Source organism: Stenotrophomonas sp. MH181796, from assembly GCF_009659995.1.
Taxonomy (GTDB): Bacteria; Pseudomonadota; Gammaproteobacteria; order Xanthomonadales; family Xanthomonadaceae; genus Stenotrophomonas; species Stenotrophomonas riyadhensis.
The window spans coordinates 270,020-291,231 of the sequence record NZ_RAHU01000002.1; the positions used below are offsets into that span (position 1 = coordinate 270,020).

General features: G+C 67.1%; 18 protein-coding genes. 8 read left to right on the top strand and 10 right to left on the bottom strand.

All coding sequences use genetic code 11. The features are described from left to right. Positions 1–9 precede the first annotated feature (9 nt). Complete coding sequence (locus D5301_RS04985; RefSeq protein WP_153855018.1) at positions 10–1,161, bottom strand: efflux RND transporter periplasmic adaptor subunit; 1,152 nt, start codon at positions 1,159–1,161, stop codon at positions 10–12. A 205-nt stretch (positions 1,162–1,366) separates the two neighbouring features. On the opposite strand from D5301_RS04985, the gene D5301_RS04990 reads away from it, so the two are divergent. Continuing rightward, positions 1,367–1,756, top strand: a complete 390-nt coding sequence (locus D5301_RS04990; RefSeq protein WP_005413034.1) for a c-type cytochrome — start codon at positions 1,367–1,369, stop codon at positions 1,754–1,756. A gap of 9 nt (positions 1,757–1,765) precedes the next feature. After that, positions 1,766–2,227 (top strand): cytochrome c, encoded by a 462-nt coding sequence (locus D5301_RS04995; RefSeq protein ID WP_153855019.1) that lies wholly within the window; start codon positions 1,766–1,768, stop codon positions 2,225–2,227. A gap of 287 nt (positions 2,228–2,514) precedes the next feature. Here the strand turns inward: D5301_RS04995 and D5301_RS05000 are convergent, their stop codons facing one another. Both D5301_RS05000 and D5301_RS05005 read right to left on the bottom strand, forming a co-directional pair. After that, complete coding sequence (locus D5301_RS05000) at positions 2,515–4,398, bottom strand: ATP-binding cassette domain-containing protein (RefSeq protein ID WP_153855020.1); 1,884 nt, start codon at positions 4,396–4,398, stop codon at positions 2,515–2,517. 488 nt (positions 4,399–4,886) lie between these two features. After that, positions 4,887–5,762 carry a LysR substrate-binding domain-containing protein gene (locus D5301_RS05005; RefSeq protein ID WP_110712014.1) on the bottom strand — a complete coding sequence of 292 codons (876 nt, stop codon included), beginning with the start codon at positions 5,760–5,762 and terminating at the stop codon, positions 4,887–4,889. A 102-nt stretch (positions 5,763–5,864) separates the two neighbouring features. Between D5301_RS05005 and D5301_RS05010 the strand changes: the two genes are divergently transcribed. After that, positions 5,865–6,944: a YeiH family protein gene (locus D5301_RS05010; protein ID WP_153855021.1), complete on the top strand. Its 1,080-nt coding sequence runs from the start codon at positions 5,865–5,867 to the stop codon at positions 6,942–6,944. Between the two features lie 154 nt (positions 6,945–7,098). Further along, positions 7,099–8,475, top strand: coding sequence for an ATP-dependent RNA helicase DbpA (dbpA, locus tag D5301_RS05015; RefSeq protein WP_110712012.1), 1,377 nt, complete (start codon positions 7,099–7,101; stop codon positions 8,473–8,475). A gap of 174 nt (positions 8,476–8,649) precedes the next feature. Here the strand turns inward: dbpA and D5301_RS05020 are convergent, their stop codons facing one another. From D5301_RS05020 to D5301_RS05035, 4 genes are all read right to left on the bottom strand, one after another. Continuing rightward, complete coding sequence (locus D5301_RS05020) at positions 8,650–9,186, bottom strand: adenine phosphoribosyltransferase (RefSeq protein ID WP_032969786.1); 537 nt, start codon at positions 9,184–9,186, stop codon at positions 8,650–8,652. A gap of 643 nt (positions 9,187–9,829) precedes the next feature. After that, positions 9,830–11,395 carry a YdiU family protein gene (locus D5301_RS05025; protein ID WP_153855022.1) on the bottom strand — a complete coding sequence of 522 codons (1,566 nt, stop codon included), beginning with the start codon at positions 11,393–11,395 and terminating at the stop codon, positions 9,830–9,832. Between the two features lie 32 nt (positions 11,396–11,427). Continuing rightward, positions 11,428–12,117, bottom strand: coding sequence for a glutathione S-transferase (locus D5301_RS05030; RefSeq protein ID WP_153855023.1), 690 nt, complete (start codon positions 12,115–12,117; stop codon positions 11,428–11,430). Between the two features lie 183 nt (positions 12,118–12,300). After that, a complete protein-coding gene (locus D5301_RS05035) occupies positions 12,301–12,510 on the bottom strand; it encodes a cold-shock protein (RefSeq protein WP_004153307.1) in 210 nt (69 codons plus the stop codon). A 301-nt stretch (positions 12,511–12,811) separates the two neighbouring features. On the opposite strand from D5301_RS05035, the gene D5301_RS05040 reads away from it, so the two are divergent. After that, entirely contained in the window at positions 12,812–13,300 is a 489-nt protein-coding gene (locus D5301_RS05040; protein WP_110712009.1) for a YaiI/YqxD family protein, read from the top strand. A 6-nt stretch (positions 13,301–13,306) separates the two neighbouring features. On the opposite strand, the gene D5301_RS05045 is transcribed toward D5301_RS05040, so the two are convergent. Next, positions 13,307–14,185: a pseudouridine synthase gene (locus D5301_RS05045; protein ID WP_153855024.1), complete on the bottom strand. Its 879-nt coding sequence runs from the start codon at positions 14,183–14,185 to the stop codon at positions 13,307–13,309. 123 nt (positions 14,186–14,308) lie between these two features. Between D5301_RS05045 and D5301_RS05050 the strand changes: the two genes are divergently transcribed. From D5301_RS05050 to D5301_RS05060, 3 genes are all read left to right on the top strand, one after another. Further along, positions 14,309–14,857, top strand: a complete 549-nt coding sequence (locus D5301_RS05050; protein ID WP_153855025.1) for a YaeQ family protein — start codon at positions 14,309–14,311, stop codon at positions 14,855–14,857. After that, positions 14,854–16,038, top strand: a complete 1,185-nt coding sequence (locus D5301_RS05055) for an NAD(P)/FAD-dependent oxidoreductase (RefSeq protein WP_153855026.1) — start codon at positions 14,854–14,856, stop codon at positions 16,036–16,038. The genes D5301_RS05050 and D5301_RS05055 overlap by 4 nt, the downstream gene beginning before the upstream one ends. A 91-nt stretch (positions 16,039–16,129) precedes the next feature. Next, the gene (locus D5301_RS05060) at positions 16,130–18,199 is read left to right on the top strand and encodes an EAL domain-containing protein (protein ID WP_153855027.1); all 2,070 of its coding nucleotides are present in this window, start codon (positions 16,130–16,132) and stop codon (positions 18,197–18,199) included. Positions 18,200–18,307: 108 nt separating this feature from the next. On the opposite strand, the gene fabV is transcribed toward D5301_RS05060, so the two are convergent. Both fabV and secF read right to left on the bottom strand, forming a co-directional pair. Beyond that, a complete protein-coding gene (gene fabV / locus D5301_RS05065; protein WP_153855028.1) occupies positions 18,308–19,567 on the bottom strand; it encodes an enoyl-ACP reductase FabV in 1,260 nt (419 codons plus the stop codon). 659 nt (positions 19,568–20,226) lie between these two features. Beyond that, the gene (secF, locus tag D5301_RS05070) at positions 20,227–21,207 is read right to left on the bottom strand and encodes a protein translocase subunit SecF (RefSeq protein WP_014036869.1); all 981 of its coding nucleotides are present in this window, start codon (positions 21,205–21,207) and stop codon (positions 20,227–20,229) included. Positions 21,208–21,212: the final 5 nt, after the last annotated feature.

The following is a 21,212-nucleotide window of genomic DNA, read 5'->3' on the forward strand; positions in this document are numbered from 1 at the left end:
CCGGGGCGGTCATTGCTTACTCCCGGCCTTGTCTGCCGGCTTGGCGGCCGCTGCGACCGTCTTCGGCTTTGCCTTCGGATCGGCGATCACCTGCACTGCGGTGCCGTCGCGCAGCGCGACCTTGCCGGCGGTGACCACCTGATCACCGGCCGCCAGGCCATCACGGATCTCCACCCACGGGCCCTCGGCGTAACCCAGCTTGACCGGAACGCGTGCGACCTTGCCTTCGCGCACCCGGAACACCGCCGGCTCACCATCGTCGAGCAGCGCCAGGCGCGGCACCACGAGCGCATCGGCGCGCTGGTCGTAGTCGATGCGGATGCGCCCGAACATGCCGGGCTGCAGCGCGTGCGCGGCGCCGTCGAAGGCACTGACCACGCGAAACGTGCCGCTGCCCGAATCCACCACCGGCGCGATGCGATCGACGGTGCCGGTGAAGCTCTGCCCCGGCAGCGCATCGGCGGCCAGCGTCACCGGCTGGCCGGCGCGCAGCGTGGCCAGCTCGCGCTCGGGCACATTGAGGGTGGCTTCCAGCCGCGAGTTGTCGACGATGCGGAAGATCGGCGTGTTGATCTGCACGAAGTTGCCGGTCTTGATCGAACGCGAAGCGATCACGCCGGAGATCGGCGCCACGACGGTGGTGTAGGACAGCTCCAGCGTGGCCAGGCGGTACTGCGCGCGGACGTTCTCCAGGTCGAAGCGCAGCTGGTCGACGTCTGCAGCGCTGACCATCTGCTGGCCGACCAGCTTCTGCGCGCGCTGGTAGTTGTTTTCCAGCTTGCGCATCTGCGCTTCGCTCTGTGCCACGGCCAGCCGCGCACGGTCCGGGTCCAGACGAACCAGCGGCTGGCCGGCAGTGACCCGCTGGCCTTCTTCGACCAGCACCGCCAGCGCCACGCCGGAGGTCTTGGCGACCACCTGCGACTCGGCACGCGGCTCCAGCGCGGCGGTGCCGGTGTAGCTGGCGGCGACCGCGCGATGGCTGGCCACGGCCACTTCGACCGGGACCGCGTCGACCTTCTTCTCCTCCTTGGTCTCGGCGGCCTTGGCTTCGGAATTGGGCCCTGCGGCGCAACCGCCCAGCAGCAGGGAGGTGGAGATCAGCAGTGCGGCAGCGCAGATTCCGCTGCGACGGCCGGACAGGAAGGTTGGGTGCGACATCGTCAGATCCCTGGAGGATGCGTGGACAGGTGTGGTAGCAAAGTAATGCACCACTTCACGGCAACACCATATCCCAAAGGTCATGGTGCCTTCACGCCGCTGGTCGGCCTCCCCCCATTTCAGCTAGATGAAACCTGAGGCTATACTCGGGGCGTTCCGTACCCCACGCCGGAACGACCAGACCCGAATCCCCGGAAACGACACCATGCGCCCGCAGCCGCTCGCCGCTTGTCTCGCTCTGGCCGTCCTCCTGCCCCTTGGGGCCGCCGCACAGCCCGCTCCTGCTCCTGCCACACCCGCCCCGGCCCCGGCTCCCGCCGCTGCCCCGGCGCCTGCCGCACCCACCGGCAACTTCGACAATGGCCGTGTCCTGGCCTATACCTGCCAAGGGTGCCATGGCATCACCGGCTACAAGAACGCCTACCCCAGCTACCGGGTGCCGAAGATCGGCGGCCAGACCCAGCAGTACCTGGCCCAGGCCCTGACCGAATACCGCCAGGGCAAGCGCCGGCATCCGACGATGCAGGCGCAGTCGATGAGTTTCAGCGAACAGGAGATCGCCGATCTCTCTGTTTACCTGTCCACCGTCAAGTAAGGCCCGCCCATGTCGAAAGCCGCGCATCCGATGCGTCACGCCATCGCCCTGTCCGTTGCCCTGCTGCTGGCGGCCTGTTCACAGTCGCAGGTGGAGAACAGCGAGAAATCCGCCGCCGACCCGGGCCATGCCAGCGGCGAACACGGTTCATCGTCCTCCGCCGGCCTGCCGGCAGGTCGCGAGGCCGCCGGTGAAGTCCGCGCCAAGGTGAAGGGCAAAGCCACCAACCAGAGCTGCATCGACTGCCACGGGGCCGACGGCAACGCGCCGATCGATGCGACCTATCCGAAGCTGGGTGGGCAGTACGGTGATTACCTGGCGCATGCGCTGCAGGCCTACCGCGCCGGTGACCGCCAGCATGCGCTGATGACGCCGCAGGCGAAGGACCTGAGCGATCAGGACATCGCCGATCTGGCGGCGTATTTCGGCAGCCGGCCGAGCCAGCTGCGGGATCTGCACGGGGTTAAATGACCGCGCTGCGCGGATCATGACTGCTGCAATCTGAGGCGTTCATGGGCGTTACTTTTCTTTGCGCGCAAAGAAAAGTAACCAAAAGAAACGCTCCGCCGTCCGCGAGCCGATGCTGCGCACCGGTACCCTGCGCTCCTCGGCCCACCGGGGGACGGCGCGGGAACTCGCTGCGCTCAGACACCCGCGCCTCTTCGCCCTCGCCGGACCTGCGGTGCTCGGCTCGCTTCAAGGCGGAATCAGATCAAAAGCCACAGCCGCCCGCCGGGCGAGACGGCCGTGACAGACGCTCAGCCTTCCAGCTCTTCCCAGCGCGCGTAGGCCGCATCCAGCTCGGCCTGCACCTTGGCCAGCTGCTGGGTGTGCGCGGTTACTTCGGCGCTGCTGCGGGTGTAGAACGACGGGTCGTTCATCGCCGAGGTCAGCCCTTCGACATCGCCTTCCAGCTTCTCGATGGTCTTCGGCAGCTGCTCCAGCTCGCGCGCTTCCTTGTAGGCCAACTTGCGCTTGGGCGCAGCGGGGGTCGCAGCCGCCGGAGCGGCCGGTGCAGCGGTCGCTGGCTTGGCAGCCGGGGCCGCAGCAGGTGCAGCCACGCTGGCCGCATAGCGCTGCCAGTCGCTGTAGCCACCGACGTACTCGCCGATCACGCCGTCGCCCTCCATCACCAGCGTGGAGGTCACCACGTTGTCGATGAAGTCACGGTCATGGCTGACCAGCAGCAGCGTGCCGGTGTACTCGCCCAGCAGCTCTTCCAGCAGCTCCAGGGTTTCCACGTCCAGGTCGTTGGTCGGTTCGTCCATCACCAGCAGGTTGGATGGCTGCGCGAACAGCTTGGCCAGCAGCAGGCGGTTGCGCTCGCCACCGGACAGGCGGGTGATCGGCGCACGCGCTCGTTCCGGGGTGAACATGAAGTCCTGCAGGTAGGCATGCACGTGCTTGCGCTTGCCGTTGAACTCGAGGAAATCGCGGCCTTCGGCGACGTTCTCGATCGCGCTCCAGTCTTCGCGCAGCACCGCGCGGTACTGGTCGAAATACGCGATCTGCAGGTTGGTGCCCGCGTTGACCTCGCCCTTGGCCGGCTGCAGTTCGCCCAGCAGCAGCTTCAGCAGCGTGGTCTTGCCGCTGCCGTTGGGGCCGATCAGGCCGATGCGGTCGCCACGCAGGATGGTGGTGGTGAAATCGCGGACCATGGTGCGCTCGCCGAAGGCGAACGAAATGTCCTTGACGTCGATGACCTTCTTGCCGGAGCTGACGCCCTGCGCGGCTTCCATCTTGACGTTGCCGCTGAGGTCGCGGCGCTGCGAGCGTTCGGTGCGCATCGCCTTCAGGCGGCGCACGCGGCCTTCGTCACGGGTACGCCGGGCCTTGATGCCCTGCCGGATCCAGACTTCCTCCTGCGCCAGCAGCTTGTCGAAGCGGGCGTTCTCCTGCGCCTGCGCGTTGAGGCGTTCCTCGCGGCGGCGCTCGTAGTTGGCCCAGTCGCCCGGCCAGCTGGTGACCTGGCCGCGGTCGATCTCGACGATGCGGGTGGCCAGTGCACGCAGGAAGCGACGGTCGTGGGTGACGAACACCACGCTGCCGCTCCAGCCCTTCAGGAACGCTTCGAGCCAGTCGATGGCTTCGATGTCCAGGTGGTTGGTCGGTTCGTCCAGCAGCAGTACGTCGGGGCTGGACACCAGCGCGCGGGCGAGCAGCACGCGGCGCTTCATGCCGCCGGACAGGCGACCGAACTCGGCCTCGCCGTCCAGGTCGAGCTTGGTCAGGGTTTCGCTGACGCGCTGGTCCAGGCCCCAGCCGTTGGAGGCATCGATCTTGGCCTGTACGTTGCCGAGGGCTTCGCCATCGAATACTTCGGCATGGCTGAGGTGGTGGAATTCGGCCAGCCACTGGCCCAGTTCGCCGAGGCCGTCGGCCACAACATCGAACACCGAGCCGGCGGCGCCATGCGGCACTTCCTGCTCCAGGCGGGTGACGCGCACCCCCTGCTGCACGCGGACTTCGCCGTCATCGGGCTTGTGGTCGCCGGACAGCAGCTTGAGCAGGGTGGATTTGCCGGCGCCGTTGCGGCCGATCAGGGCGATGCGTTCGCCCGGCTCGATCGACAGTTCGGCCTTTTCCAGCAACAACGGGCCGCCGACGCTGAAGTCGACGTTCTGCAGAGTAATCAGAGGCATCCGGATATTGTACGGGTTGGGGGCGTCGGCCGGGTTGCACCCGGCACCCGCGGTAGTGCCGGCCGCTGGCCGGCAACCTCAACAGCAACGTCAAAAGCTGGTTTCCTGTGGGATGGCGGGGTGTGTCCGGTTGCGGGGGACGCTGCAAGCCCCCCTCCGGGGCCCGGCCCAGCCGCTGGCGGCTGTGCGTTCGGGCGCTTGCGAAGCAGTGCTTCGCAAGCAAAGCGCCCTCACCCATGTAAGCTCGGTCGCCGCATCCATGCGGCTCACGCCCCCTCAACCGGACCCATCCCGCCTTCGACAGATTTCTGCGATCTGTCGGAACGGCATTCTGCTCTGGTGGGTGGCGACCTTGGTCGACACGGTAGATCCACGCCATGCGTGGATGAGCGCTGCAAGAACTGTCGATCGGTCGGGGTCGGATCCCGTTGCTGCGCAACGGGCTCTGACCCCTTCGTGGAATTCGCGCAGTGCAAGACGGATCCCTGCTACTGCACCTCCCCCAACAACGCCTGCAACCCCGGCAGCCATTGCTTGCCGGGGTGGCGTACCAGCCACAGGGTGCGCTGCAAGGCGGGCAGCGGGGTCTGGAGCACGCGCAGGCGGCCGAGGGCCAAGGGTTCTTCCAGGGCGTGCCGGGACAGGCAGGCCAGGCCGAGGCCGGCGATGGCGGCCTGCTTGATCGCTTCGGTATTGCCCAGCTGCAGGGTCTGGGCGAAGCCGCGCAGGTGCGGCAGCAGCGCCTGTTCCACCGCTTCGCGGGTACCCGAGCCCGGTTCGCGCAGCAGCCAGCGGGCGCGGCGGAGTTCATCCAGCGACCAGCGCGCGGGGGCGTCGGCGGCGCCGACGATCACCAGCGGATCCTGCTGCCAGGCGGTCACCTGCAGCCCGCGCTCGTGGCATGGGCCTTCGATCAGGCCGGCGTCCACGTCCAGTCGCTGCACGGCGGCGACCACGCCGGCACTGTTGTCGATGCGCAGGTCGACTTCGGCCTGCGGCGCCTGCCGCAGCAGTTCGGCGATGCGCGGCGGCAGCAGGTAGTTGCCGATGGTGGTACTGGCGGCCAGCACCAGCCGCAGCGGTGCACCCTGCGACGGGTCGCCGCCGGCAGCCAGCTGCCGCTCCAGATCGGCGGCATTGACCAGCAGGGTACGCGCCGGCTCCAGCAGCGCGCGGCCGTGGCCGTTCAGGGCCAGGCGGCGGCCGATGCGGTCGAACAGCGGGGTGCCGAAGTGCGCCTCCAGTTCCTGCAGGGCGGCGCTGCTGGCCGACTGCGAAAGCGCAATGGCCTGGCCGGCAGCGGTGGTGCTGCCATGGTCGGCGATGGCGACGAAGACCTGCAGCTGGCGCAAGGTCAAGCGCATGGCATTTACCCGCTTGATAGGTAGGTTTCACCCATATTATTCGTTTTACAGGTCAGCGACAGAGGCGCACGCTTGCCCCATCACTCCAGCCCTGCCCCTGCCATGAACGCCCCCGCTCTCTCCCCCTGGTCCCTGCCCGCCCTGCGCCAACGCTGGCAGCCGCGCCTGCCCGGCCTGCTGCTGGTGGGCCTGATCGCGGCGGCGTCGCTGTACCTGGCCGAGCTACCCTGGCTGCAAGCGCACGGCCTGAGCGCGCTGACCGTGGCCATCGTCGCCGGCATCGTGGTCGGCAACACCCTCTATCCGCGGCTGGCGCCGAGCAGCGCAGCCGGTGTTGGCTTCTCCAAGCACTGGCTGCTGCGCGCCGGCATCGTGCTGTACGGCCTGCGCCTGACCTTCCAGGACATCGGCCATGTCGGCGTCACCGGCGTGCTGATGGACGTGCTGGTGGTCGCCAGCACTTTCGGCCTGGCCTGCTGGCTGGGTGTGCGCGTGTTCAAGATGGAGCGTGAGGCGGCAATGCTGATCGGTGCCGGCAGCGCGATCTGTGGTGCGGCAGCGGTGATGGCCGCCGAGCCGGTGGTGCGCGGCCGTGCTGCGCAGGTCACGGTGGCGGTGTCGACGGTGGTGGTGTTCGGCACGCTGGCGATGTTCCTGTACCCGGCGCTGTATGCGCTGGTGCAGTCACACGGCTGGCTGGCAATGGACGCGCGCCAGTACGGTCTGTTCACCGGCGCGACGGTGCATGAAGTGGCACAGGTGGTCGCCGCTGGCCGCGCGGTCAACGAAGCGGCGGCTGACACGGCGGTGATCACCAAGATGGTGCGGGTGATGCTGCTGGCACCGTTCCTGGTGGTGCTGTCGCTGTGGCTGGCGCGTGGCGGCAAGGCCAGCGCCGATGGCAGCAAGGCGCGCATTGTGGTGCCGTGGTTCGCCTTCGGTTTCGTGGCGGTGGCCGGTTTCAACTCGCTGCACCTGCTGCCGGCTGGCCTGCAGGCGGGGCTGGTGCAGCTGGATACCGTGCTGCTGGCGATGGCGATGGCGGCACTGGGCCTGACCACCCACGTCTCGGCGCTGCGCCAGGCCGGGCTGAAGCCGCTGCTGCTGGCGCTGATCCTGTTTGCCTGGCTGCTGTTCGGGGGCCTGGCGATCCACCAGGGCGTGCTGGCCGTGCTGGGCTGAGCAGGAGCGTGCCGACCAGGGTCGGCACCCACCCGTAGATCCACGCCATGCGTGGATGGCGACTCCAATTGGGGGGCAGAGCCCTTTCCTGCGGAAAGGGATCCGACCCCATCCCATTAGGCGGGAGCGGCCGCGCGGACGGGTACAATGCGCCATGACTGACTTCTCGACCCTGCCGCTGAGCCCGGCCCTGCAGCCCGGCCTGGATGCCCTCGGCTACACCACCCTCACCCCCGTGCAGGCGCAGAGCCTGCCGGCCATCCTCGATGGCCGCGATGTGATCGCACAGGCGCCGACCGGCAGCGGCAAGACCGCCGCCTTCGGCCTGGGCCTGCTGCAGTCCATCGACCCCAGCCTGATCCGCGTGCAGGCGCTGGTGTTGTGCCCGACCCGCGAACTGGCCGATCAGGTCGGCAAGCAGATCCGCAAGCTGGCCACCGGCATTCCCAACCTGAAGTTGCTGCTGCTGGTTGGCGGCGTACCGCTGGGACCGCAGTTGGCATCGCTGGAAGGCCACGATCCGCATGTGGTGGTCGGCACGCCCGGCCGCGTGCAGGAACTGGCACGCAAGCGTGCGCTGAACCTGGGCGCGGTGCGCACGCTGGTGCTGGATGAGGCCGACCGCATGCTCGACATGGGCTTCGAAGAGCCGATCCGCGAGATCGCCGGCCGCACCCACAAGGATCGCCAGAGCCTGCTGTTCTCGGCCACCTTCCCCGACAGCATCCGCGCCATGGCGCGTGACCTGCTGCGCGACGCGGTGGAAGTGACCGTGGAGGGTGCCGACCAGGCTCCGGCGATCCGCCACCTGTTCTGCGAGGTGGAACCGGCGCACCGCCAGAAGGCACTGGCCGGCCTGCTGCTGAAGTACACGCCGGAATCGGCGGTGGTCTTCTGCAACACCCGCAAGGACGTGGACGAAGTGGCCAACTCACTGCAGCAGTTCGGCTTCTCCGCACTGGCCCTGCATGGCGACATGGAACAGCGCGATCGCGAGGAAGTGTTGTTGCTGCTGGCCAACCGCAGCTGCAACGTACTGGTGGCCAGCGACGTCGCCGCACGCGGCCTCGATGTGGAAGAGCTGGCGGCGGTGATCAACTACGAGCTGCCGACCGATGTGGAGAGCTACCAGCACCGCGTCGGCCGTACCGGCCGAGCCGGTGCCAGTGGCCTGGCGATCAGCCTGGTGGCCGGCCGCGAGAAGACCCGCGCCGAAGCCATCGAAGCGCAGATGGGGCAGCCGCTGGACTGGCAGAAGACGCCGCTGGCAACCTCGCGCCCGTCTGAACTGCCGCAGGCCGCAATGCGCACGCTGCGCATCGACGGCGGCAAGACCGACAAGCTGCGCCCGGGCGACATCCTCGGTGCACTGACCGGTGATGCCGGCCTGTCGAGCAAGTTCATCGGCAAGATCGCGATCTTCCCGACCCGCTCCTATGTGGCGATCGCGCGTGAGCAGGCCAACAAGGCCGTGGCCAAGCTGGAAGCCGGCAAGATCAAGGGCCGTCGTTTCCGCGTGCGGATGATGTGACTGAAGCAGCGTTGCCAACCTCGGTTGGCAACGACCTGACCTGGTAGTGGCCAACCTTGGTTGGCCCGTCCATGGCATCAATCGAGAAAAGCGCTGCCAACCAAGGTTGGCAACTACCGGCTCCAGGCCATTCGCTCTGGTAGATGCCAACCTTGGTTGGCACCCACCCTTCGATCAGAACACCAGTTCGGTGTGCAGCGGCAGGTCCGCTTCCCAGCGGGCGCGGCCGCCGAGACCGTCCAGTTCGACCAGCACGCCGGCACCGACCACGTCAACGCCCAGGCGGCGCACCAGCGACAACGCGGCGACCAGCGTGCCGCCAGTGGCCAGCACGTCGTCGATGATCGCGACGCGGGCACCGGCCGGCAGCGCATCGGCGTGCACTTCGATGCAGTCGCTGCGGTATTCCAGCGTGTATTCCTCGCGCAGCACCTGGCCCGGCAGCTTGCCCGGCTTGCGCACCGGCACGAAGCCGACGCCCAGTTCCAGCGCCATCGCGGCGCCGAGGATGAAGCCGCGCGATTCGATGCCGACCACCGCGTCCAGCTTCTGGTCGCGCCAGCGGTCGGCCATCGCGGTGATGGCGCCGCGGAAGTCCTCGCCGTGGGCGAGCAGCGGCATGATGTCCTTGAACAGGATGCCGGGCTTGGGGAAGTCGGCGATGTCGCGCAGGCGGGAGGCCCACTGCGGAGCGACGATGGCGTCGGTCATGTCACATTGGCTATCTGATGGCGGCATAGGGTACCTGTTCCGGGCGCCGCCTGCCTGTTGGGGGTATCGGCCGGGCTGCGCCCGGCGCCTGCAGAGGCTTCAAGCCAAGCCAAGGCAACGGCAACGGCAACAGCAAGGGCAACAGCGGGTTTCCTGTGGGATGGCGGGGTGGGTCCGGTTGCGGGGGACGCTGCAAGTACGTCCATGTAAGCTCGGTCGCCGCATCCATGCGGCTCACGCCCCCGCAACCGGACCCACCCCGCCTTCGACAGATTTCTGCGATCTGTCGGGCATTGCTTTCTGTAGATCCACGCCATGCGTGGATGAATCTCAATCGAAATCGAATATTTCGAGAATTGAACGAAAAGCATCCACGCATGGCGTGGATCTACCGTGTCGACCAAGGTCGACACCCACCCACAGCAGCGGGAATCTGTCGGAGGTGGGGCGGTGTGGGGCTGCAGGACCGTTGGCGCCATGGATGGCGCCATCGAGCCCCCAGGGACGGGTTTACGGCGTGTCCTGCAGCCCCACACCGCCCCGCCAGACCATCAATAATCCAGAGCCGCTTTGGCTTTGGCTTTGGCTTTGCTTGCGCGGTGGCCTCTGCAGGTGCAGGGCGCAGCCCTGCCGAAACCCACCCTCAGGAACTGCAGGACAGCATCGAGCAGCCGGCGCGATTGTCCGCCCACGCCGGGCGCTTGCCTGCGAAGTGTTCCAGCCCGGCGCGCTCGGTGTACGGGTCGCGCAGCACGTCCTGCAGTGCGTGAACGCCACCGAGGTCGCCCTGCTCTGCACGATCGATGGCTTCCTGCGCCAGCCAGTTGCGCAGCACATACAGCGGATTGGCCGCGGCCATCTTCGCCGTACGTTCGCTGGCCGACAACGGATCGGCCTGCAACCGCACCGCGTAGTCCTGCAGCCACTGCTGCAACGGCGCCTGCACCGCCTGCTGGCGCGTCTGGTCGTAGTACACCGCATCCAGCAGCGCCGCATCCGGTGCCGCCGGATCGATACGCATCAGCGCGCGCCAGGCCAGGGTCATGTCCATGGCACCGTCCTGCATCAGCTGCTGCCAGCGCAGGTAGAGCTGCAGGTCGTCATCGTCGGCCGCAGCCAGACCGAGCTTGGCTGCGGCGTCGCGGCGCGTGCAGGCCACGAAGGTGGACTGGTAGGCCGCCAGACCGGCCTGCAGCGGTGCCACATCGGCAAACAACGGCGACAACGCCTGCGCCAATCGGCTCAGGTTCCAGTACGCCACCTGCGGCTGGGTACCGAAGCGGTAGCGGCGGCCCTGCGCGTCGGTGGTGTTCGGCGTCCACTCCGGATCGAAGTCCTCGACCCAGCCGTAGGGACCGTAGTCGAGCGTGAGGCCGAGCACGGACAGGTTGTCGGTGTTCATCACGCCATGCACGAAACCGACGCGCATCCAGTGCGCGATCATCTCGGCAGCGCGCACCGCGATCTGCCCGAACCAGTCGCCATACAGCGCCTCGCCCTGCCCTTCCAGTTCGGGGAAATCACGTGCGATGCAGGCATCGACCAGCTGCTGCAGCAAGGCGGTTTCCCCGCGCGACGCCGGCAGTTCGAAGGAACCAAAGCGCAGGAACGACGGCGACACCCGACATACGATGGCGCCGGGCTCGGCACGCGGATGGCCGTCATAGAACATGTCACGCACCACGTCCTCGCCGGTACCGACCAGCGACAACGCGCGCGTGGTCGGCACGCCGAGGTAGTGCATCGCCTCGCTGCACAGGAATTCGCGGATCGACGAGCGCAGCACTGCGCGCCCATCGGCGCCGCGTGAATACGGCGTCGGTCCGGCCCCCTTCAGCTGCAGCTCCCAGTGGCGGCCATCCGGTGCGACCAACTCGCCCAGCGAGATCGCGCGGCCGTCGCCGAGCTGCCCGGCCCAGTGGCCGAACTGATGGCCACCGTAGTTGGCGGCCCATGGCTGCATGCCTGCATACAGTGCGTTGCCACCGAATACACGCGCGAAACCTTCGCTCTCGACCTCAGCGGTATCGAAGCCGAGCATCGCGGCGACGTCCGGCGCCCAGGCCAGCAGCGTGGGCGCCGTCACCGGGGTCGGCATCACCGGCGACCAGGCCGCGCCCAGCACTTCGCGGCGGCGCGGGCCGGATTCGGGGTCGCCCGGCAGGGCATGCAGCAGGCGGTTGTCGAAACGGGGGCTGTCGGTATCCATGGTGCTGAAGATGGGGGCGACGGCCGCCCGCCTCAATTGCCGCTGAGCGCCTGCAGGTGGCCGCCGTGGGCCTCGGCACGCTGGTAGGCCGGGCGCTCACCGATACGCTTGAGGAAGCCACGCAGTGCCGGCTTGTCGTCGAGGCCACCACCGCGAGCGGCAGCGGCCTGGATCGGGAAGCTCATCTGGATGTCGGCCGCACTGAAGCGCTCGCCGGCAAACCACGGACTTTCGGCCAGGCGGCGCTCCATCCAGTCCAGGTGCAGGCGTCGCTGCGGGCCGATGAAGCCCTGCTCGGCCTTGTCGGCGATGCTCCGAGCGATCGGGCGTACGAAGAACGGCATCGGCGCGTTGCGGATGCGGCCCATCACCAGAGTCAGCAGCAGCGGCGGCATCGCCGAACCTTCGGCGTAGTGCAGCCAGTAGCGGTAGGCAATGCGCTCGGCACCATCGGCCGGCATCGGCGACGGCGACAGCTGGCGCTGGGTGTCGTAGCGGTCAGCGAGGTAGTCGAGGATCGCGCCGGACTCGGCCAGTACCAGTTCGCCATCCTGCAGTACCGGCGACTTGCCCAGTGGATGCACGTTGCGCAGTTCCGGCGGCGCCAGCAGCGTCTTCGGATCGCGCGGATAACGGCGCAGTTCGTAGTCCAGCCCCAGCTCCTCCAGCATCCACAGCACGCGCAGGGAACGGGAGTTTTCCAGATGATGGACGATGCGCATGGGGACGATCCTTGGGAAGACCTGCATCGTACCGCGCCAGCTGCATGCCCTTTGTAGAGTCGAGCTTGCTCGACTGCTTTCCAGAGACAGTCGAGCAAGCTCGACTCTACAAAGCAGCAGGCAATAAAAAACGCCGGAAGCTTTCGCTTCCGGCGTTCTGGCTACCAAACGGTAGCAGACGGATTAGACCGCCTGCACCTGGTCAGCCTGCATACCCTTCTGACCCTGGACGGCGATGAAGGTAACCTTCTGGCCTTCCTGCAGGGTCTTGAAGCCGGTGCCCTGGATGGCACGGAAGTGCACAAACAGGTCCGGGCCGCTTTCCGGGGTGATGAAGCCGAAGCCCTTGGCGTCGTTGAACCACTTGACGGTGCCGGTCTGACGATCAGACATTTGACTAACTCCTGAAACACATGTTGAAAAAATCGCAGCCACCGGGTATCGGGGCCGAGACTGAGTTGCAGGCGTTGGTAAAGCGGATCGATGAGCGGATCGTGAGATCAACTGCACCAGGCCACGATTCACGGTGACCCTAGCAAACACAGTGGGACGAACGATACGCGTGTTTTCTGCAAAAAGCGATAGCCCGGACGTTCATGGGCAGGCCCCGGCCGCTAGGCGTGACAAGGGCTGGCAGCTGATCGAGGCTAAGCCCGAGTCCCCATTCAGGATTTTCCTACCCTACACTGGGTAAATGACTGAAGCTGAAACCCAAGCTGAACCCGCCCTCCCCCGCATCTGGGTGGACGCGGACGCCTGCCCTGGCGTCATTCGCGACATCCTGTTCCGGGCCGCTGAACGGGTCGGGATCGAACTGACCCTGGTTGCCAACCAGTGGATCCGCACCCCGCCGTCGCGTTGGCTGCGCTCGATCCAGGTGCCCCAGGGCCTGGACGTGGCCGACAGCGCCATCGTCGAGCGGGTCGCCGCCGGTGACCTGGTGGTCACCCAGGACATCCCGCTGGCCGCACTGGTGCTGGAAAAGAAGGCCGTGGCATTGAACCCACGCGGCCAGCTGTACACCCCGAACAACATGGCCGAGCGGCTGTCGATGCGCAATTTCATGGAAGAGCTGCGCGGCGCCGGGGTGCAGACCGGGGGCCCACCGCCGCTGGGACCCCGCGACCGGCAGCTGTTCGCCGCCGAACTGGACCGCTGGCTGGCGCGACGCCCGGTTCGCTGAACGGCCCTACCCGCCCAGGCCGGGCAGGCACAGGCGGCGCTGGCTGCTGAACCGCCTCGGCTCCCCGCTCAATGGATCGTCGAAGGCCAGCCCCTGTGCAAGCAGCTGCAGGGGGGGCTCGATGGCCCCGGCCAGGCGCGGCATCAGCTGCGGATACAGGTCATCACCCACGATCGGAGCCCCCAGCATCGCCATGTGCACGCGCAGCTGGTGCTTGCGGCCGGTTTCCGGCCGCAGCCGGTAGCGCCAGACCGGCCCCTCGGTCTCGATCAACTCGATCCGGCTGCGCGCATTGGGCTCTCCCGGCACTTCGGCCATGCGGAAGAACGGTTCACCCGGCACCAGCCGGCTGTCCCGCTGCAGCGGAAACGCCAGCCCGGGCAGCGCCGGTGCCAGCGCCTCATAGCTCTTCTCGATGCGCCGCTCGCGGAACAGCCGCTGATAGGCGTCACGTGTGGCTGCCTGGGTCGAAAACAGCACCAGGCCGGCGGTCAGCCGATCCAAGCGGTGCAACGGCGCCAGCTCGGTGTTGCCGGTGCGTGCGACCAGGCGAGCCAGCAGGGTTTCGCTCACATAGCCACCGGCCGGCGTCACCGGCAGGAAGTGCGGCTTGTCGGCGACCAGCAGGTGCGCATCCAGATGCAGGATGCTCTCGGAGAAGGGAATCACCCGCTCGTCGGCAACTTCGCGGAAGTACTGGATTTCCAGCCCCACCTGCCAGGGCATGTCCGGCGCCAGTGCCCTGCCCTGCGCATCCTGCACGCGGCCACGGGCGAAACGGTCCTGCCATTGCACGCGGTCGATGCGCGGGAAACGCGCGCACAGGCCATCGAGCAGGCTGGGCCAGTGGCCGGGCGGCAGCTGCAGGCGGCTGGGCAGGGTCATCGGAGCCACTCCTGCGGCGGAAAGGAGTGCAAGCGTGCCACGTTGACGCGCCACAGACAGCCCGGCAACGGACACCCCTGGAGCAAACCTCTATCATTGTCGTCTTTAGTCCACGGATCCCCCATGGCTCTTACTGCCACCATCCGCAAGGCCGAACTGCAGATCAGCGACATGGATCGCGGTTACTACGCGACCCACAACCTGACCCTGGCCCAGCATCCGTCCGAGACCGACGAACGCCTGATGGTGCGCCTGCTCGCCTTCGCCCTCAATGCCGGCGATCGCCTCGAATTCGGCCGCGGCCTGAGCACCGATGACGAACCCGATCTGTGGGAACACGACTACACCGGCGACATCCTGCAATGGATCGACCTGGGCCATCCGGACGAGTCGCGCATCCGCAAGGCCAGCAACCGCAGCCGTCAGGTGCAGGTGGTCAACTACGGCGGCAACGCCTCGGAGATCTGGTGGAGCAAGCAGGGCAAGGGCCTGGCGCGCTTCGACAATCTCTCGGTGGTTGATCTGGACGGTGAATTCGTCGAGCGCTGGGGCCAGCAGATTCAGCGCGCCATGCGCTGGAGCGTGTTGATCCAGGATGGCGAGGTGCAGCTGCTCAACGACCAGATGCAGCTCGACGTGATCCCGAACTGGCGCAAGCGCGCCAAGGCATGAGCACGATCCGCTGCGATGTGGTGGTCATCGGCGCCGGTGCGGCCGGACTGATGAGCGCGATCACCGCTGGCCAGCGCGGCCGCCAGGTGCAGGTGATCGACCATGCCAACAAGGTTGGCAAGAAGATCCTGATGTCCGGCGGTGGCCGCTGCAACTTCACCAACACCGGTACCACCCCGGCCAACTTCCTGTCGGCCAACCCGCACTTCTGCAAGTCGGCGCTGGCCCGCTACACGCCCTGGCACTTCATCGAGCTGGTCAGCAAGCACGGCATCGCCTACCACGAGAAGGAACTGGGCCAGCTGTTCTGCGACATCTCGTCCAAGCAGATCGTGAAGATGCTGGTGGACGAATGCCAGGCAGCAGGCGTGCAGGTCCGCACGGACTGCAGTGTGCAGCGCATCGAGCACGGCAGCGACGGCTTCCGCGTGCACACCACGCAGGGCCTGTTCCATTGCGCCTCGCTGGTGGTCGCCACCGGCGGCCTGTCGATTCCGAGCATGGGCGCCACCGGCTTCGGCTATGACGTGGCCCGACAGTTCGGCCACCAGGTGCTGCCGACCCGCGCCGGCCTGGTGCCACTGACGCTCAGCGGCAAGCACCAGGAACGACTGGCCGATCTCAGCGGCGTTGCTCTCCCCATCGAGGCGCGCTGCAACGGAAAGAGCTTCCAGAACTTCATGCTGCTGACCCATCGCGGCGTGAGTGGCCCGGCGATCCTGCAGATCTCCTCGTTCTGGCAACCCGGCGATGCGCTGGAGCTGGACCTGCTGCCCGGCCAGGATGCCGGCGAGTGGCTGCGCCAGATGAAGCGCGAGCGGCCTGCCGCGGAACTGCGTACGGTACTGGGCGAGGTGCTGCCGAAGCGGCTGGCGCAACGCCTGTGCGAGCACTGGTTGCCTGACCGGCCCGTGCGCCAGCTGGACGAGCCAGTGCTACGCCAGGCCGCGCAGCTGCTGGGCGCGTTCCCGTTGGTGGCCAGTGGTACCGAGGGCTACCGCACCGCCGAGGTCACCCTGGGCGGCGTGGATACCGCCGAGGTCTCGTCCTCGACGATGGAATCCAAGCGCGTGCCCGGCCTGCATTTCGTCGGCGAGGTGCTGGATGTGACCGGCTGGCTGGGCGGCTACAACTTCCAGTGGGCCTGGGCCAGCGGCCACGCGGCCGGCGGCGTGGTGTGAACCACATCGCCGTTCGACGCGCGCAAGGGGTGCGCGCATGGACGGTTCGCCGCGCATCGTGTATCTAGATTCGCAGATTGGGGAGCAGTGCATGCAGAACGCGAACGACATCACCATCCGCCTGCTGATCGTCGATGACAGCGGCGAGAATGCCGAAGCCATCGTCAGCACCCTGCGCAACAGCGGCATCGCGGTGCGCCCGTGGCGCCCACAGGATGCGGCCGAGCTGGCCCAGGTGCTGGCCAGCCAGGCCATCGACCTGGTGCTGGTCTCACCCTCGCCGGGCATCCCGCTGCCGCTGGTGGCCCAGCACATCGCCGCCAGCGGCAAGGACATTCCGCTGGTGCTGCTGGCCGAGCGCATCGACGAGGACGAACTGGTGCAGGCCAGCAGCCACGGCATCCGCGCCCTCGCCCTGCGCCAACGCCCGGAGCACCTGCTCGCCGTGGTCCGTGACCAGTGGGTGGACCTGCAGGCGCGTCGCGGCCTGCGCCGCATCGAGGCGCAGATGCGCGAAACCGAGCGCCGCTGCGACGCGCTGATCGCCTCCTCGCGCGACCCCATCGCCTACGTGCATGAAGGCATGCACATCCGCGCCAACGACGCCTATCTGGAGATGTTCGGTTACGAGCATTTCGACGACATCGAGGGCATCTCGCTGCTGGACATGGTCGCCGCCCAGCACGTGGAAGGCTTCAAGCAGCTGCTGAAGGGCCTCAGCCGTGGCGAAGCGCCGCCGCCGCAGTACCAGCTTGATGCCCGTCATGAGGATGGCAGCGCGTTCCCGGCGACGATGGAATTCACGGCCGCCACCTACGAGGGCGAATCCTGCCTGCAGGTGGTGCTCCGCCGCCGCATGGAATTCGATCCGGAGCTGGCGCGCGAGGTCGAAGACCTGCGCCAGCGCGATCAGGTCACCGGCCTGCTCAACCGCCCGACCTTCATGCTGCAGCTGGAGAGCGCTGTAGCCCAGGCCGGACGCAGCGAGGGCCAGTTCGGCCTGCTGCTGATCGAGCCGGACCACTATGCGCGCCTGCTGCCCGACATCGGCCTGGCGTCGGCCGACACCCTGATCGGCGCGCTCGCCGCGCTGCTGGCCGAGGTCGTTGGCGAAGACGCGCAGCTGGCCCGCTTCGGCGAACACAATTTCGCCGTGCTGCAGGCCGGGCCCTACGCGCAGACCGTGGCACTGGCCGAGCGCATCCGCGAAGCCTACGCCGCACACGTCTTCAGCATCGGCGCGCGCTCGGCGACGGTGACGGTCAGCATCGGTGGCGTGCAGGTGGGCGAGAAGATCGCCAGCATCGGCCAGGTGCTGGCGCGCGCCAGTGAATGCACGCAGGCCGCAGCCGAACTGGGCAACACCTGCCGCATCTTCGATCCGGCCGCCGCCGACCGCGTGGAGGAAGAGCGCGTCCTGCGCTGGGTCGCCCGTATCCGTGAAGCGCTGGCCGGTGATGGCTTCCAGCTGCACTACCAGCCGGTGCTGAACCTGCAGGGCGAGTCACTGGAGCTGTACGAGGCGTATCTGCGCCTGGAGCACAACGGCGAACTGCTGAGCCCGACCGCGTTCCTCGGTATCGCGGAGGAACACGGCCTGCTGGCCGACATCAACCGCTGGGTGGTGTCACGGGCCATCGCGGTGCTGGGCCAGCGTGCACGTGACGGCCATGCCACGCAGGTGCTGGTGAAGGTCACCCCGGAATCGTTCGATGACCCGCAGATGATTGCCACCCTGCGCCGCGAGCTGCAGGCACAGGGCGTGCCCGGCGAGCGGCTGTGGCTGCACGCGCCGGAAGCGAAGGTGTTCACCCACCTGCGCAGTGCGCAGCAGTTCCTCGCCGAGGTGGCTCCACTGGGCTGCCGCATCGGCCTGGAGCAGTTCGGCTCGGGGCTGGATTCCTTCCAGCTGCTGGCCCACTTCCAGCCACAGTTCCTCAAGCTGGATCGTGGCTTCACCAGCGACCTGGCAGCCACCCGCGAGAACATCGATCGCATCAGCCAGATCACCGCGCGCGCGCAGGAAGCCGGCATCCGCACCATCGCCGAGTTCGTCAGCGATGCCAATTCGATGACCCTGCTGTTCAGTGCCGGCGTGGACTATGTGCAGGGCGACTTCGTCGGCCCGGCGTTGCCGGAGATGGGTTTCGAGTTCGGATGACCGATGGTAGTGCCGGCCGCTGGCCGGCAACCTCAGGTAGCCGGGATTGCCGGCCAGCGGCCGGCACCACCCAAAGAGAAGGCCGACTTTCGCCGGCCTCTTCGTTGATCAGGTCATGTCGACCAGGTTTTCAATCTTCACGTCCGGATTGACGTCAGCCTCGTAGTCGACGCCCTCCACGCCAAAACCGAACAGGCGCAGGAAGTCGGCCTTGTAGCCGGCCAGATCGCTGATCTCGTACAGGTTCTCGTTGGTCACCTGCGGCCACAGCGCGACCACCTTGCCCTGCACGTCCGCGGCCATTTCCTTGTAGTCGGCACGCAGGCGGCCTTCGTCATCGACCAGCGCGACGGTGTGGCCATCACCGTCGACCAGGTCATGGCGCAGGCGATCGACCGCCACGCCCTCGGCCTTGCCGCCGTAGAGGATGTCGTACAGCACGTCGAGCTGTTCGATGCAGCCCTCGTGGGTGCCCTTTTCCTTCATTACCTTGAACAACAGCGACAGGTACAGCGGCATGGTCGGAATGGCCGAGCTGGCCTGGGTGACCACGGCCTTCAGCACCGACACGCGCGCGTCGCCACCGATCTTGGCCAGCTTCTCGCGCAGGCCCAGCACCTTGGTGTCCAGGTCCTTCTTGGCCGCACCGATCGAGCCATTCCAGTAGATCGCCTGGGTGATCTCTTCGCCCACGTAGGTGAAGGCGGTGGTGGTGCAGCCATTGGCCAGCACGCCGGCGTCAGCCAGCGCATCGATCCACATCTGCCAGTCTTCGCCACCCATGACCGCGACGGTGCCAGCGATCTCTTCCGGGGTCGCCGGCTGCAGGGTGGTTTCCGTGATTACTTCCTTGTCGGTATCCAGGCCGCGCAGGGTGATCTGCTCACCGATCGGCTTCAGCGTGGAGCTGATGATCTCGCCGGTCTTCGGGTGCTTGCGGCGCGGCGCGGCCAGGCTGTAGACGACCTGGTCGACCTGGCCGAGGTCGGCCTTGATCATCTCGATGGTCTTCGCCTTCACTTCATCGGAGAAGGCATCGCCGTTGATGCTCTTGGCGTACAGGCCGGCTTCGTCGGCGTACTTGTGGAACGCAGCCGAGTTGTACCAGCCCGCGGTACCCGGCTTGCTCTCGCTGCCCGGACGCTCGAAGAAAATGCCCAGCGTCGCAGCACCGCTGCCGAAGGCGGCAGTGATGCGTGCGGCCAGGCCGTAGCCGGTGGAGGCGCCGATCACCAGCACGCGCTTCGGGCCGTTCTGGATCGGCGGGCGTGCGCGGATGTAGTCGATCTGCTGCTTGACCGCGGCCTCGCAGCCGGTCGGGTGGGTGGTGACGCAGATGAAGCCGCGGACGCGCGGTTTGATGACCATGGATACCTCGGGTTGGCAGATGCGGCGCGCGGGGCGCTCAGCAGGAATACGGGCGCGCGCCTGCGCGCGCGAACCGCAGGATCGTAGTGCGCGGGGGAAGATTGCACAACCGACGCTGGCGTAGGGTGGGGTTTCTTTTTGCAGGGCTGCGCCCTGCACCTGCAGAGGCCGGAGCAACGGCCGGAGCCGGAGCAACGTCAAAAGCTGGGTTCCTGTGGGGTGGCGGGGTGGGCCCGGTTGCGGGGGACGCTGCAAGTACGTCCATGTAAGCTCGGTCGCCGCATCCATGCGGCTCACGCCCCCTCAACCGGACCCACCCCGCCTTCGACAGGTTTCCGCGATCTGTCAGGCAAGCTCGTGGGGTCAGATCCGTTTTCCGCAGGAAAACGGATCTGACCCCATCTTGATTGTTCAATATCTGACAGATGTGTCGACCAAGGTCGACACCTACCAACAGCCGCAGGAAACGATCTGGGGCAGAGCCCCCTGAGTCAGGGGGCGGCCGCGAAGCGGCGGGGGTCTGGGAGCTGGTAAGTGGGGCCCACGGTTCGCGCAGCGAAGCGTGGGAGCGACAGCGCGCATGCGATGACGCGTACCAGCCCTGCCAACAAAAAACCCCGCTTGCGCGGGGTTCTCTGTGTGCTGCAGGCAGCAGGTGCTTACGGGCGACGGGCCAGGGCCTCGACGTCCTTCGCCTTCGGCAGCAGGTCCTGCTTGCTGACGCGCAGGAAACCGATCGTCAGCATCGGCACCGCCACCAGGATCGAGGACAGCACCACGATCACCGCACCGATCATGTGCGTCTCGGCCAGGCCTTCCATCGAGCTGCCGCCGTACATGTACAGGGCAAGCGCCGACAGGAAGAACATCACCGCAGTGATCACCGTACGCGACAGCGTCTGGTTGATCGAACGGTTCAGCACTTCCATCGAGTCCACGCGCAGGCTGCGGAAGTTCTCGCGGACGCGGTCGAAGACCACGATCAGATCGTTGATCGCAAAGCCCATCACCGACAGCAGGCCGGCCAGCACGGTCAGGTCGAACTCACGGCCCAGCAGGGACACGTAAGCGACCGTCACGATCAGGTCGAACATCGCCACGATGCTGGCGGTGACCGCGAACTTCCACTCGAAGCGAACCGCGATGTAGATCAGGAAGCCGGCCAGCATGAAGATGGTGGCGTACAGGCCATTCATCGCCAGGTCCTTGCCGATCTGCGGACCCACGAACTCGTTGCGGAGCACGGTGGCCTGGTTGTCGGCGGTGGACAGCGCCTTCACCACGGCTGCGGCGGTGGCCTTGTCCTCGTGTGCGGCGTCGCCGGTACCGGCAGCGTGCTCACCATGCGGGGCCAGGCGGATCAGCAGGTCGGTGTTGCCACCGACGCTCTGCACCTGGGCGCCTTCGAAGCCGTTCTGCTCGAGCTTGGTGCGGACCTGCTCGACGTCCACCGCCTTGTCGAAGCGGGCTTCGATCAGCGTGCCGCCGGTGAAGTCCAGGGCGTAGTTGAAGCCCTTGACGCCGATGATGGCGACCGAGGCCAGGAACACGATGACCGTGACGACCATCGCGACATGGCGCCAGCGCATGAAGTCGATCTTGGTGTCGTTCGGGAGGATGTGCAGCGGAAACAGTTTCATGTGCG